At 66.9% G+C, this 14,600-nt stretch carries 9 protein-coding genes; all 9 read right to left on the bottom strand.

From position 1 onward, the window contains the following. A complete protein-coding gene (locus VKV57_08770; GenBank protein ID HLW60002.1) occupies positions 1 to 1,233 on the bottom strand; it encodes a glycosyltransferase in 1,233 nt (410 codons plus the stop codon). Next, positions 1,230 to 2,054 carry a polysaccharide deacetylase family protein gene (locus VKV57_08775; GenBank protein HLW60003.1) on the bottom strand — a complete coding sequence of 275 codons (825 nt, stop codon included), beginning with the start codon at positions 2,052 to 2,054 and terminating at the stop codon, positions 1,230 to 1,232. Before VKV57_08775 ends, VKV57_08770 begins: the two co-directional genes overlap by 4 nt. Positions 2,055 to 2,135: 81 nt before the next feature. Further along, positions 2,136 to 4,472, bottom strand: a complete 2,337-nt coding sequence (locus tag VKV57_08780; protein ID HLW60004.1) for a class I SAM-dependent methyltransferase — start codon at positions 4,470 to 4,472, stop codon at positions 2,136 to 2,138. After that, positions 4,456 to 5,733, bottom strand: coding sequence for an NAD(P)-binding domain-containing protein (locus VKV57_08785; protein HLW60005.1), 1,278 nt, complete (start codon positions 5,731 to 5,733; stop codon positions 4,456 to 4,458). The genes VKV57_08780 and VKV57_08785 overlap by 17 nt, the downstream gene beginning before the upstream one ends. Before the next feature lie 381 nt (positions 5,734 to 6,114). Continuing rightward, a complete protein-coding gene (locus tag VKV57_08790; GenBank protein HLW60006.1) occupies positions 6,115 to 7,428 on the bottom strand; it encodes a polysaccharide biosynthesis C-terminal domain-containing protein in 1,314 nt (437 codons plus the stop codon). A gap of 237 nt (positions 7,429 to 7,665) precedes the next feature. Continuing rightward, on the bottom strand, positions 7,666 to 10,245 hold the full coding sequence (locus tag VKV57_08795) for a hypothetical protein (GenBank protein HLW60007.1): 2,580 nt from the start codon (positions 10,243 to 10,245) through the stop codon (positions 7,666 to 7,668). Positions 10,246 to 10,548: 303 nt separating this feature from the next. Then, a complete protein-coding gene (locus VKV57_08800; GenBank protein HLW60008.1) occupies positions 10,549 to 11,367 on the bottom strand; it encodes a WecB/TagA/CpsF family glycosyltransferase in 819 nt (272 codons plus the stop codon). Between the two features lie 180 nt (positions 11,368 to 11,547). Continuing rightward, positions 11,548 to 12,768 carry a glycosyltransferase family 4 protein gene (locus VKV57_08805; GenBank protein ID HLW60009.1) on the bottom strand — a complete coding sequence of 407 codons (1,221 nt, stop codon included), beginning with the start codon at positions 12,766 to 12,768 and terminating at the stop codon, positions 11,548 to 11,550. A gap of 96 nt (positions 12,769 to 12,864) precedes the next feature. After that, on the bottom strand, positions 12,865 to 14,547 hold the full coding sequence (locus tag VKV57_08810; protein HLW60010.1) for a right-handed parallel beta-helix repeat-containing protein: 1,683 nt from the start codon (positions 14,545 to 14,547) through the stop codon (positions 12,865 to 12,867). Positions 14,548 to 14,600: the final 53 nt, after the last annotated feature.

Consider the following 14,600-nt stretch of genomic DNA (forward strand, 5'->3'; position numbering starts at 1 on the left):
CTAGGGATGTCCGTCCGCGGCGGCCGCCACCGCCTCCCGATATATGGCGTTGATGTGTTCCACCTTCTGTTCCCACCGGTACGCGTCGGCGCTCCATCGCCTCCCGGCTTCGGCGAGCTCCTGGCGGTGCGCCGGATCCCGCGCCAACCGGCGCATCGCCTCCGCAAGATCCCGTACCGCCTGCGCGGGAGCGCACGCAGGGATTTGGATCCCGCTCCCCTTGGTGACTTGTGCGGGCCCCCCCAGCTGGAGGCAGATGACGGGACGGCCCATCGCCATCGCCTCCAAACACACCGTCCCTCCCGAATCGCGCATTCCGGGAAAGACCAAGATATGGGACCGGGCCAGCATTGCCCATGCCTCCTCGCGGGGCAGCCGTCCCCAAAATCTGGCCCGGGACGCGATCCCCAGGGCCGCGGCCTGGCACTGAAGCCTGGACCGTTCAGGACCGTCTCCCACCACCCAAAACTCCGCGTCCAGCCCGGCCTGCGCAAACGCCCGCAGGGCCAGATGGACGCCCTTCCACCGAAACAAGTTGCCGATGCTGATGAACCGGAGCGGCGCCTCGGCGGGCGGCGGGTAGCTGGCCAGCCGGATCAGGTCGCGGTCCGACAGCCCCAGCTGGCTGAGGATCCGTACATTGTGCCCCCGCATCCGCAGGATCCGGTCCGCGGTCGCCGGGGTGGTGGCGAGCGTGACGGCACTCCGTCTGGCGGTGAGCCGCACCAAGGGGTCGTGCTCCCCTACCCACCGGGCCAGATCCCGCACGGTTTCGTGGGCCATCCCGATGGGGCCCAAATCCCGCCGAAACGCGCCGGGGATGGATTCTCCCCCTCCCACCGGTCCCCAGACGAACGGAGCCCCCAGCAGCGCCAGGACGCTCGGCGTCCAGTATTTCACAAAGGTGAGGTGGTGGACGAGATCAAACCTGATGCCGCGGTGCAGTCGGCGAACGGTGAAGTAGGCCCCGAGTTGCCAGAGGTAGTAGTACAGCTGCGCCCCTCGCTGCCCGTGCTTCCACCAACGGGCCCACCGCGGAAGATCATAGTAGACGAAGTGAACGCTTGGCATCGGGGTGCGGGCCGTCTCCCGCTCGATCGCCGGCCGGTTGTTGGCCCGCGTCAGGGCCCAGACCTCATGGTGCGCGGCCAGGGCCTGCACGGTGCCCCAGCCCACTCCCGGTTCGGAGCCTCTGTTCGGCTCGCAGGCGTAGGCGGACAGCAGAACCCTCACGGCCCCGTGCGTTCGCGGGCCGCCCCCGGGGGAGTATGAAGCTTCCTGCGCACGGCGAAACGGACACGACTCGGCATCAGCCGTTTGACCAGCCAGGCGCCTCTCATCGCCAGGGGCATCGCACCGACCCGGAGGGCCGCGGTGACCCATCCGCGCTTCAGGGTGAACTCGGTCACCGGAATGCAGGGAATCTCCCAGCGCGCCTCCCAGGACTCATAGATCCCCCACCGCATCGACCGCGACGCCGCGTATCCATACCGGCCGAGCGCCTGCCGCACCACCCGGCTGCCCAGTCCTCCCGGAGGGGCGAAATACACCACCGGCGCCCCCCCGACATCCTCCAGGAACTTCTTTGAGTCCTCCAGTTCCCTTCGTATCGCGGCGGGCGGCAGGCCCGCCTCCAGGCGCAGGTGATCGAACCCATGCGAGCCAATCCGGATCCCCATCGCACCGAGGCCGCGCACCCGGTGTGGCGGGAGGAAGCCCGGCCGGCCCACTCGGCCCGCCGGGACAAAGAAGATCGCCGGCAAACCCCGGCGGGCCAGTTCCTCCCCCGCCCACAGATGGTCCTCGGTGCCGTCATCAAACGTCAGGACGGCGGCGCGCTTCCGCAGGGACTCGCCCGACGCGAGTTGGGTGTCGGTCACGGTGCCCATCGCCGCGATCGCGTCCAACAGGTGGCAGAACGATCGGCGCGTGATGTCGTGATCCCTTTCGCACCGCTCGACCACCCGGTGGAAGGTGAGCACGCACAGCCCGCCCCGCCCCCCGTGCGCGTCGCCGTTCGTCTGCGGAAGAGGACCTTCCCGCCGCGGCATCATGCCTCTCGCCGCATCCCCGAGGCACCCCGCGGGCGCCGGCTTGCGCGGACGGATGTCCCGTCCGTGTGGCTCGTTGTCAATTCAATCATCGCCCGCCACCCGGTCCGCGGCCGCCACATTCTTTCGGATGATGCCGAACAGCCCCCGGCCGTGGAAGCGCGGCGGATCGGGTCGAAGGGGCTCGGCGTAGCAGACCAGGGACTGATGACCCGAAAACGCCCGCGTGAACGAAGCGAAGCCCCGGTTGAGATCAATGTCGTCGACGATGAGGACCCCGCCCGGGCGCAACGCCGCCCACGCCCGATCGAGCTCGAAGCGGACGGTGCGTTCCGTATGCCGACTGTCGTGGATGAAGAGGTCGATCTGCCCGAGCCGGGCCAGCAGCCCCGGGAGGCGCTGCGCGCTCGACCCCTTCAGGTACGACCAGCGGTGGCGAAGGCGGTCCAACACCGCCGCCCCGACTTGCCGGTGCAACTCCGGTTTCAGGGCCGGGGGTAGGTCAATGCTCCAAAGGTGACCGCTGCCGTTCCGTTCCAATGCTTCGAGAATCACCCGAGTGGTAAACCCACGCGCGACTCCGGTTTCGACGATGCAAGCGGGCCGCAGATGCCGAACCACATACCACACCGCACGGACCATTCCCGGCTCCCCGTCCCCCCACCCGCCAAAAGCTCCCCGGCCGATCTGCACCCCCTGCGCCTCAAATGGCGCCACCACCTGCGGCCACAGCGCCCAAAACTCGGGGTCCGCCTCGCCCGGCCCTGGAAGGCCGAGGAGTTGGTGCAGGCGGCGTTCCCAATCGCGTTCCACCTCGTACCCGCACCGCGGCCTGCGGCGCTCCCGCCATTCGGCGACGTGATCCTGTATCTTCCCCCAGGATTCGCTCGGATCGGTGGCCACGAGACGGGCGAGCCGCGACACCGTCCTCATCGCCCGGAGAGTGCCCCGCATCGACTTCCTCCTCCCCGCGTTCGGCGCGTCGCTCCCCCCTCCATCGCCGCCGCCGTCGCGAACCTCCGTCCCGGCAACGCCCGCCCGACCGGCAGGGCCCCCCGGACGTGAAAGCCATCCAATCCGGCGTGCTCGGACGGCCGTGCGCGGCCCCGCCGCCACCCGATCCCGCGCGCCCCGCACGTAGGACGGCAGGCGGTTGGAGATGGGCGGGCCGGGACGCATCCGCAGGGCCCGCTCGACCCCTCGCAGGAACAGCCGAAGGCCCATCACCAGGAACGGGAGCACATCATCGCGATTGAACCACGCCAATTCCCGCCAGCCCTCGAGCGACCGCCACCACTCGCGGAGCCCGAGCACGCCCCGTCGGAAATAGCCGAGGCTGGCCAGGAGGTCGTAGGGTTCGACGATGAACGTACGGCCCTCGATCGGGCCGGGCCGGGGGACGCGCCGTCCCGTCAGATCGAGATACAGCGCCCTCGCCACATCGAGCCCGGCCGGACTCTCGAACAGCCGAAACTGCGCCCCGATCCGCGGGTTGAAGTCGAGGAGCTTGTACCGGCCATCCCGCTTATCGAGGCGGTAGTCGAGATCCATCACGCCCGAATAGGACACCGCCTGCAACAGCGCCTCTACCTGCTGCCGCAGCGGTTCGTTTCCCACCGCCTGCCCTAGCGTCGTCGGGCCGGCAAAGGGAGGATACGACCGAAGCTTCCTGCCGGTGAAGCCCACACAGCAATCGGATTGGGTGTTGCGGTACCCGTGGTAGAACCAGTCCTCGCCGCAGGCCGGGGGAATATACTCCTGAAAAATCAGGCTCGACCCGCCCCGGCCTTCCGCGTCCCGGTAGACCGCGACCGCCTGCTCGGGAGTCCGGGCGATCCATGTGGTGCGTTCGCTCCGCGGGTGCCGCTCGGCGGCTTTCACCATGACCGGAAACATCGCGGACTCGACGAACCGGTGCACGTCCGAGAGAGAGTTCGGGATCACCGTTTCCGGGCAGGCCACCCCGATCCGCTTGCACAACAGGTACAGCTCCTTCTTGCTGGCCAACGTCCGCGGGAGATGCGCCGGCTGCTCGGGGAACAGGTACCACCGCCGCAACGTCGCCGCCTCCTCCGCCATGAAAATTGCCGCCGCATCATCCGTAGGAATGAGCACGGTGGGACGATCCAATCGTTCGGCGATCACCGCCATGCCATCGAGGAGCCGGTGCCGATCCAGATCGCGAGTATCCCAGACGAATGCGCCCGTCAGATATCCGGAGACCGCGGCCGGGGTGAACCGATCCTCGACGATGCCATAGACCGGCACGCCCAACCGGCCGAGGGTCCGGATGACGCCGAGCCCCCCATGGTCGTGAAGGACGTACCGACCCACCTTCAGCACCAGCGCCGGCACGGTCGCCTCGGGCGCAGGGAGGAGCGCGTGCGGCAGCTCCCGGGCCCGACTATGGTGATCGGTCATACGAAAACTCCCGGCATCGTAATGCGCGCCTCCCGCCCGCGGGAAGGGACGAGCGGGTTCGACGCCCGCCGGCGACATGGTGCGACACGCGCCGCGCCGTATAGTCGGCCCCATGGAGGAACCGCATCGCCGGCCCAAAGTGATTGGCGCTCGCCAACCCGGTGAAGTAGAGCCCGGGCACCGAGGACTCAAAGTTGGGAGAGAGGATCGGCGTCCGCTGCACGGAACGCAGCTGCGACCGGAGCCGCTCCCCGAGAAACGGCAGGGAATCGAGGGCGAACCGGTAGCCGGTCGCCGCGATGACGTGGTCGGTGGTCAACCGGCGGATCCCGCCGTCCGACCTGGTGAGATGCAGGAGGACTCCCTCGCCGCTCGGCTCCGCTCCCCCCACCGAGCACCCGACCACGATCGGCACCCGACCCTCGACGCGGTTCCTGAGCCACCACGCCCCCGCGGGCCCAAGCGCCTTGTGTGCCCTGGCGATCCGAATCGGTTCCGGCAGATGGTAAAACGCCATCGGCGCGTTCGAGTAGAACCACAGCCCGAGCCCGGGCCCCAGGTTCGACATCGGATGGCGCGCCCGTGCGTACAGCGATCGACGACGCGCGGCCGGGGGGGGGTTCCAGAGGACCGCCGGCCGGCGCACCAGCAACCGCACTTCGGCTCCCGCCTCGTGCAGCAGCGCGGCGGTCTCCAGCGCCGATTGCCCCGCGCCGACCACGGTGACGTCCCCCCCTTTGAACCGGCTCAGATCGTCGTGCTCCCCGCTGTGCGATCGCAGCGCTGGAGGCAACTGGGCCAGCACCGCAGGGATGTGAGCCGTATGAGACAACCCGGTCGCCACCACGACCTTGCCGGCCCTGAACGTTTCCCCGCTGCCCAGCCGCACCTGGAACGACTCAGACGACCTCTCAAGCGCCGTGACCATTGCATCCTCGACCATCGGGACAGCCCGCTGCTGGAAGGAGAGGCCGTACTGCGTGAACGTCTCGAGCGAGACCGGCGCGCCATAATCGGCATACGGCAGCCCCTGCGCAGCGCAGTATTGCCGGAGCGTGGGGCCGGCGCCCGGCGCGAAGAGGTTTGACGCACACCCTTCGGATTTGAGGAACATCCCCTTCGGCATTTGTTCGCGCCAGCGGTGCATCGGCGTGCCGAAGATCCGGAACGCCACGCCGCCGGACCGGAGGTACGCCGCAACCGACAACCCGTATGGCCCCGCACCGATGATCGCAACTGCCGGATCCATCGAATCACCCATGTCCATCTCCTCGCATCGGCCCGACTAGCTCAAGCCCATCGCTTTACGCGCATTGCCGCTCGCCGGAACGTGGAGGACCAATGTCCGATCCGCATTCCCCGCTGTCCGCATCGGATGAGCGGAGGGGCGCTGACGCTCAACCGTGGGCACCTTGATCTCCGGTCTACATGCCGCTGAGGCAGCCGCGCCTCGAAAAAGCGGGCGCGATCGGGTAAATACCCGAGCACGCCCAAAGGCCCCGGCACGATGCCGGGTCCACAGCCGATCCCGAGATGGATGGCCCGGGCCGGCCGAGGAATCCGCGCGGCCCCGATGAACGTCGACCCCTACCAGTTGTTCCAAGGCGCCCGAACCCTCTCTGGATCACCCTCGCTGCGGGCGTCACCCTGCCGGCCTCACGCCGGCGACATTTTCAGACCAGTGGACGCGCCTCCTTTGGTCCCGAAAGTACCACCACGTCGCGATGGCCCTGACCGTGGACGACAATGCCAGCCCTCCCCCCGCTCCGACAACCCCCCAGCGGACGATGCCCCAGAGCCCGAAGGTCAGGGCCGCAACCGTCGCCAGGACGTTGGCTCTGAATACCAAGTCGGGCCGCTCAAGCGCCCGCAATCCACCGCCGAAGATGTCCGTGACCGGCGAAATCAGCAGGTACAGGCCCAGGAACCACAGCACCTCGGCGTATCCCTCGTATCGCCCTCCGTACATCCATGCCAGCAGCGGGCGATGAAACAGGACCAGCGGAATCCAGTACACCGCCGACCCGACAACCAGCACGGCCGTCGCCAGCGATATCAATCGACCAAACCGAGCGGTCCCCCGAACGCGCGCCAGCACCGGCAACATTAACACCCCGAGGGCGATGTCCGTGTTCCGAAGAGGCGTGGTCAGATTCATCATCGCCTTGAACACCGCCGTCGCATCCAGACCGTGCCATAGGGGGAGGAGCAGAAAGTATGACTCGCCCGGGATCCACATCAAGACCATGGTGGCGGCGGCCCACCGCCCATACCGCCAGTGGTCTTTCAATGTGCCGCGAAACACCCCCCGGGGCGGGCGCGAGGGCCAGGGGAGGTGCAGGCGAATCGAAAGCCAGAGACAGGTGAGAAGGCTCACGGCCACCAACAGCGCGAGGGCCGACAAAATGGATAGCCACCGCTGTCGGTAGAGGGCGAAGAGGCCCACCATCATCAGCGTCAGATGGAGCAGGCCCGCGAGCGCGGCGAGGCGGGGCTCCGAGCGAAGGTAACACGCCCGCCGCATCAACCAGGTCAGAAGGATCACCGGACCCGCAAACGCAAACCCCACCAATGCCGCGGACAGGGCACCGGGCCAAAACAGAGCGAGGAACGTGCCGGAGAGCAGCAGGGCTAGGCTCGCCGGCGCAACCAAAGCCCAGTGGCCCAGCAGGAGCGTGTTCAGATATTCCGCGTACCGCCCCGCATACTTGGCCGGGCCGAACACCAGCATGGGTTCGATCAGCAGGGCAAAATGCACGGCGCCGATGAACAGGAAGAACGAAAATGCTACGGTGAACGCACCATAATCCCGAGGGGTCAGCCACCGGGCAAGCATGACGTTGAGCAGAAAGTTGGACGACGCAAAAAGCCCCTGGTCCATGATGGCCCAGGACCCCTTGGCCGCCCAGCCCACCAAAACGGGCAACAGCGCCGAGCCCTGCCGAGGCTCGCCCACGGGGACCGTATCCGTTGTGAGCCGACGGGCCGATCGCCCTTGGCCCCCGGGAAGCGGTAACCCCTCCACCCACGATCGAAACACGCTCATCCCGCCACCCGCATCGACCCCGACGGCGGCGTGCCGCAACGCCCGGCTTCCCTCGCCGCCCGACCCCCGGGGCCTCCGCCCCCACGTGAGGGCGCTCGGCTGGAGGTCCACATCGGGGCCTTCGCGGGCGTGGGGCACATTTCCAAGTCAGACCGCATCGACAAACTTTCGGAACACCGCAAATTCCCGCAGCAACGCGACGTCCGCCTGCGCCTCGACCGCTTCCGTGGCAAGTTGATCCAGCCGGTACAGAAAGAAGAGGAGCTCCGGGGGGATTCCGGCCCCCCCGAGTCCCGCCAGATGCATCTCAACCCGTCCGCGAAGCGATTTGTCCGTTAAGAACGCGCCGTAGATTTCCGCGGGATCCCACCGCGCCAGGCACCGCAACTCCTGGAAATGAAAGTGAAACACGTCTTCGGCGGGAAGCCCGGCCTCTCTCGAGTACTCCCAATCAAAGACGAAGAGCTTCCGCCCGTCGTATCGTGTGTTCCAGGGGACAAAATCGCCATGGCTGAGGTGGAAGGGAAGCGGGTCAGACGCCAGCCGTTCCTCCGCCCTTCGCACTCCCCGCTCCAGCGTCTCACGATAGTACTGATTCGAAACCTCGTGAATCCGCAGGAGCACGTCCTCCCAGAAACCGCTCTCCTTGAGTGTCATCCATCGCGTGTGCAAGGCAGCCAGGTCCTTGGGGACGTCCAGATACCGAGGGCTCCGGCTTCCGGCGGGCGCCCGCATCTCCCCCGTCGGGGCGGACTGAATGACCAAAAACCGACCGTTCCACCAGCCCGCGTGGAGCACGGCTGGCGCGGAGAACGAATGACATGGGTGGGTGGTCAGGAACTGCAGCGTTTCCGCTTCGCACTGCACGAGGAGGTTCGACACATGGCTTGAGCCGACTTTGACATACGCCAGCGATTGCCCGTCGCCGCCCAGCACGAGCAGGACAGGCTTGCGGTGAGGGCCAGGCGTGCCGACGGAGATTCCCACACTCAAGTCCCGGCGACCGAGAATCTGTGCGAGATACTCGAGGATGAACCCATTGCCACCCTCGGACGCCGTCGATCCTCGGCGGGCGATCAAGTGGACCGGCGGGATCATTCGCCTTCCCACGCCCGATCTCAGGCCCGCGGCAAACAGCCCTTTGGCGAAACCCGCCTTCAGGCTCTGGGCATTGTAGAGGTCCAACGCCCGCAGTCCAGCTCGACCGGCGTCCAGCGGAATCAAGTACCCGCGCCCATCGCCCAACAACAACCTCCCGAACGTCTTCACGGTCGACCAGCGCGAGGCACGACGATCGCGTGGCCGGCGACGCAGATCGAAGTATGCCTCTTCGGGGGAAGAGCAGAGGACCGACGTCAACCAGTGGAGGGTGTGTTCGACGTTGCCACCGCCGAACCGGCGGCGATGGCGATTCACGTACCGTTCGTGCAGGCAGTCGACGATGACGTCGCTGGCGCTTCGCGCGATGTCGCCGGGGGGGAGCGACCCGTCCAACAGGACGGCGTTGGGGTAGTCGGTGGCGAGCCGCCGGTAGGCTTCACGTTGGCGCCCCAATTCCTCTCGCGACACCTCTTGCTTGCGGGCGATCAGTTGCGCCTCGGGCACGTCAAGCACAAAGTAGAGATCCGGCCGGTGGACGAACGACCGGGCATACCGGGCCACCCGCATCGGCCCCCCATAGCGGTAGCGGCGGGGATCGACCAGCAGGTCGTCATAGTAACGGTCAAAGAGGACCAAGGTTGATCGAACGAGGCGCGGCCGTACGATGAAGACGTACCCGATCAGGTCGAGCAGCGCGTAGTAGGAGACTTTGAGCAGCGAAAGCCACGCGGGATGCGGGGCGTTCCGGTGAGGGTCGGTCACCGGATTGGCCGATCGATGCCCCGGGCGCACGCGGAAGTGATAGACGGAGACCCGTCGAAACGCCTCCGCCAAATTCTGTTCAAGGTGCGCGATCAGCGTGCTCTTCCCGGCGCCGTCCGGACCCAACACCGCAACGCACAACCCGGTGGGGCGGCACCATCGCCGCCACCGGCGACGGATTTCAGCACCCCAGTAGCGAATCGCATTGAACGGGTCCCGCTTCAAAGTCTCGGCGCGGAGCGCGCGCTTCAGATGAGCGAGCCGTGCCTCCAAGGCTCCCCAGTCCGCCCGAGCCAGCCAGTCGATGACTTGATTCCCGCAGCGTGCCCCAAGCAATCGGCGGACGATGCGGTGGGCTTCGCCTCCCAGCCCTTCGGACAATCTCTGCACTCGCGCCCGCTGATGCTCCGGCAGCGTGCCCTTGGAGATCTTTTTTACCAGCAGATACGCGAACTCGACCTCGGGGGCGGTCACCCACGTGTCGTTGACCTTCCGGCGATGCCGCAAGAGATCCTCGGCGGTGAAGAAAATGCGACCGTCCACTCGATAGTCGGTGGCGACGTCCAAGGCACCGAAACGCAGCGTGCCCGCCTGGTGAGTCGCGAGGACAAAATAATGGCAGGAGGCCTCGTGTCGAAGCAGTTGTACGACTCTCACATTTGGGGTGTTCGCCAGCGTGCCCTCAAGCTTTCCAAGGTCCGCGGGGGCGACGGCGATATCGAGGTCGGAAGGACGAGACTGAGGCGGTGACGCCCAACCGTGGAGGACGCAGTAGAGGAGACGGTCGTCGAGGAGTCCGGCGAAGGCCCTCAGCGTCGTTGTCGCACTCCTCTCGGCCTCGGCTTCCCTGATGCTACTCTTCACGGTGCGAAGAACCCTCCTTCACGCGAGCGCCTTCGCGGCGCTTTCCACGAGAGGCAAACTCTCCTCCAAGCGCCGCTGGCCGGGACGCCCCCTCCGGCCGAGGGGAACTCGCGATCCGCATAGGATGCGCCCCCCAGGAAACCCGTGCCCCCTGGCCCGCCGGATCGCCGGAGAGGAAACCGCCATCCCCCCGCGTCCCTTTTCCATGGACGGACGACCAACATGGGGCGATCGGCTGCCGCCAACACGCTCCTTGCCCGCGCCTCAGCGGCACGATGGACGATTCGGTGGTCTGCCACATCATCACAGAGACCGAGGATCCGTCGTGGTCTCGAATTCGACCGCCGCATCCCCTCGGGGGGCCTCAAGATCCGGCGCCCCGCCGGCGGCCGACCGCGGGACCGTCTCCTCGAGGCGGAACTCTCTGATCCCAAGGGTCTGCAGGAGGCACAGCCACAAGAACGACGGAATCGTCGTGGCATAGCGGCGCCATAACCGTCGTGGCTCTGTGGCCAGGCGAAAGAGCCACTCCGATCCGCTCCGCTGCATCCAACGGGGGGCTTGCGCCTTCACGCCGGCGTGAAAGTCGAAGGCCGCTCCCACCCCGATCAACACGGGCGCGTCCACCCTCCCCACATGCGTCGCCATCCACCGCTCTTGTTTCGGAGTGCTCAACCCGACCCAGACGATGTCCGGTCCGGCCCGGTTGATCAGTTCCACGATGCCTTCGTCTTCCGCATCCGTCAGCGGGCGAAAGGGCGGCGCGTACGTCCCCGCCACCCGCAGCCCCGGGAAGCGCCGCTGGAGATTCGCCGCCAACCGATCGGGCACGTGCCTCGCTCCCCCATAGAAGAAGTGACGATAGCCCATTTCCGCTGAACGTTCACACAGCGCGAGCATGAGGTCCGGGCCGTAGACGCGTTCCACGTGCCGCCGGCCTCGGAGGCGGCTGAGCCACACCAGCGGCATCCCGTCCGGGGTGACCAGTCCCGCAGCGTTGTGGATCCGCCGAAGATCCCGGTCGCGCTGGCTTTCGATCACCCCGTGGATGTTGGTGACGCAGACATAATGCGCTTCACGCCTCGCAATCCACCGCTCAACCGCGGCGAGGGCGTGATCCATGGTGATGGCGTTGACGCCGACGCCCAGGACGTTCACACGCTCAGCGACGAGATCCCGCTGCACCGTGCTTCCCCTTCCCATCAACCGGACACGCCGGCGGCGTGCACCGCATCCCGCGTACGGCTTGAGATGTGGGGCGGGGGAACCGCGCGTGTCGCCGCCCCTCTCCCCCTACGAGCCTCATGAGGACCCCACCACGTCCGCGCGTTGCATCGATCCCGAACACGCAACTGACGATTGCTTCCTCGCCAACGCGTAGATCTCCATCAGCGCCTGGTAGTTGCGTTCCGCCGTGTATTTTTGCTCGAACTCGGCCCTCGCGTTCCGGCTCAGCCGGGCGCGATCCTGGGGATGCGTCCAGAGCCACTGCAGTTTGGCCGCGAGATCCGAGGGATCGTTTGGGCGGACGTGCAGCCCGGTGCGTCCATGGTCGATCAACCGCGACATGCTGCCCACGTTGCTCGCAATGATCGGCAACCCCGCGGCGTACGCTTCCGCGATGACCATGGGGAAGTTCTCGTAGTAGAGGGAGGGAAAGAGGAGAACCCATGCCTCCTTCATCAATGCCAGCACGCGCTCATGAGAACACGCTCCCAGCCACTCCACGCTGCCACCCGCGCCGCCGGCGCTCCCGGCAGCGCCGGCGAGCGGGCCCTCCCCCACGATCTTGAAGGGGATCTGGTCTTTCAAGTGCGCCACGGCTGCCAGGAGCGTCGTCAATCCTTTTCCGGCCACGAGCCGGCCCACGAACAGCGCGTAGCGGCCTCCCCCCGTTCCGGGCCCCGGGTCGACGCGGACGAAATTGGGCTTGATCACGATCTTCCGGGCGGGAAGGCCCCCCTGAATGAACTTGTTCCGGGCAAACTCGGTCAACGCGATGTACAGGTCGACTTTGTCGCTCCAGGTGCGGCGGAGCCGGTTCAGCGTCAACATGGCCGCCACCGCCGCACTCGCGCCGCGGCTCCGGCGATAGCACGCGTGCAGCACCCCCGGCCACGGGACCATCTTCGTCAGGCAGTCCTCGCAGGGGTGGCCGTGGCGAAAGAACTCCGCGTTCAAGCAGAGCAGCCGGTAATTGTGCAGGGTCTGCACGACCGGGATCCGAGCGGCTCGACCGGCATCGTAGACGGAAGGGGTGAGCAGGGGAAAGAAATTATGGATATGGACGATGTCCGGCCGAAACCGGAGAATCTCCGCGGCAACCTCCCGTCGCGACGCGCTGGAATAGGGCGCGCGCCACGCCGCCGCGGTCCTGGCCCACGCGGTGCGCAGCGTGTCGTTCGAGACCGCGTGCACCTTGACGTCCTCGCCGTGGGAGGCGAGCAGGTCGCGCTCGCCGGCCACCGCGACGTCTTCGCCGCCCGCGTGTTGATAGTGATTGTGGAGGATCAAGACTCGCATAGGGTCGCCGCGCGCTGAAAATGCGCTACATCCCGCAGAGGGGGGCTGTCGGCTCCGGGTCGCGACCCGGGCGGCGGCGTCCCGGTCCCCATCGGATCAGCACGCTCTCCGCAGGCTCCCCGCCGCCAGCGCGAGGCTCCCCCGATCCGAGCCCGGGAGCTTCGGGTCGGCAAGGATCGAGTCCGCGTCCTGTCGGGTAAGGCGCTGCCATGCGGTGAGGTCCAGCTCCCGCCACCCGGCGAAGCGGAAGATGGCGGAGCGCTTCGCATTCCACCAGGTGTTCCCGGAGGATTTCAACGTCGAGAGAAACCACGGCCAGTCCGGGACCGTCAGGGCCCAGCCCGGCTCCTGGGCGTCGGCAGTCCGGCCGACGACAACGTTCCCGCAGAGGGCCCAGTGCTGGTCGCGAAGATCTCGGGCTTGTTTTGTCTCCCAATCGTCCACCCCGCGACGCACCTGACTGCCCCCCAACTCGATCTGCGAGACTCCATTGTGGTAGAAGACGTTATCCTGGAGGGTGACTCGCTCCGTCCCGTTCCCGGACACACCGGCGTGCGCGTTGTTGCAGAACGTTGATCGGACGACGGCGATCGGCCCTTCGCTCGCCTCGAGGAACAACCCCGACAGTTCGTTGTCACAGAGGACGCTATCCTCGACCACGACATCCCGGTTGTCCCAGTCGAACCACAACCCGTAGGATCGATTGGCAAAAGACTTGTGCCGACGCCAGATGCCACCGTGCACGCGCATATTCTTGATGCCGCCCATCGCCCAGTCGACGAACCCGCCCCACGCCCCCCGCCAGTTGTTAAAGGACGTCTCGTTATCTTCGAAGAGGATGTTCTTATTCTCCCAATCGGACATCCCCCGCCCGCCGTTGTAGTTCGCGACGCCTCGCCGGACGACCGCGTTCGTCGAATCTTGGATATCGAGCCCGCCCCAGTTGTTCCAGAGGTACTGGGTATCCTCGATGAGGGCACTCCCCCCGCCGGAAACGTCAACCGCGTTATCATCGAGGAACGTCGCCGCGTGCTGAAACGTCAACCCCCGAATGGTGATGTTTGTGTGGGAGGCCTTGAAAATATTGGGCCGGATGGCCACCTCCACCATCGATTTCGCCATATCGGTCCCCGCCGCGGGCCATATGTAGACCCATCCCGCCCGCTCATCGACGTAGAACGTGGCCTCGGTCACCGCGCCCGGCGAAAGGACTTGGGTCAGCAGTCGCCCGTTGACGAAGATCATCTCGCGTCGGCGGGCAATTTCTGCGATCGCCGGCCAGTTCGCGGGGACGGCCACCACGCCCCACCGATACGGCCAAGCGTGTCGATACACTCCCCCCCGCCAGGGCTGCCAGCCGGTCCAAACGTCCGAGCCCGAAAGGATCACCGTGCCGTTCTCCGCCGCCTGGAAGGTGACCGGCGCCGCAGTCTCCGCGCGGAACGCCACGGCTTCGCGGTAGATCCCCGGATGGATCACCACGGTCGTCGCCACGCCGTTGGCGTTGTAGGCCGCGGCGAGCGCGGCCGCCCTGCCGACCGTCCTCAGAGGCAAGCGCTCGGTGCCGGGATTGGTGTCCGAAGCCCCGGTCTGCCGATTGGCGACGTGGAGCGTCACCCCGACCGGATTCACGGAAGACTGCCGTGCCGCGAGCTGCGGAGCGGACGCCACCAGGGCCGCGAGCACGAGGAGCGCGCTGGCACAGAGCGGCGGGACGCCAAGCGCCCGCTGAGAGGAGGCCGCGTTGCACGCCAAGGAGCTCGGGCGCAGTCGCCTCACTCGGCCCAACTTCCCCGGCCCCCGGCCGTTCGAGCCGGTTCTGGACCAAGCAG

This window comes from bacterium (assembly GCA_035307765.1).
Classification (GTDB): domain Bacteria; phylum Sysuimicrobiota; class Sysuimicrobiia; order Sysuimicrobiales; family Segetimicrobiaceae; genus Segetimicrobium.

Bases quoted from the DNA above. Each gene is read 5' to 3' on its own strand.
- VKV57_08775 (HLW60003.1), bottom strand. From the start codon at position 2,054: ATGATGCCGCGGCGGGAAGGTCCTCTTCCGCAGACGAACGGCGACGCG.
- VKV57_08780 (HLW60004.1), bottom strand. From the start codon at position 4,472: ATGACCGATCACCATAGTCGGGCCCGGGAGCTGCCGCACGCGCTCCTC.
- VKV57_08785 (HLW60005.1), bottom strand. From the start codon at position 5,733: ATGGGTGATTCGATGGATCCGGCAGTTGCGATCATCGGTGCGGGGCCA.
- VKV57_08800 (HLW60008.1), bottom strand. From the start codon at position 11,367: ATGGATCACGCCCTCGCCGCGGTTGAGCGGTGGATTGCGAGGCGTGAA.
- VKV57_08805 (HLW60009.1), bottom strand. From the start codon at position 12,768: ATGCGAGTCTTGATCCTCCACAATCACTATCAACACGCGGGCGGCGAA.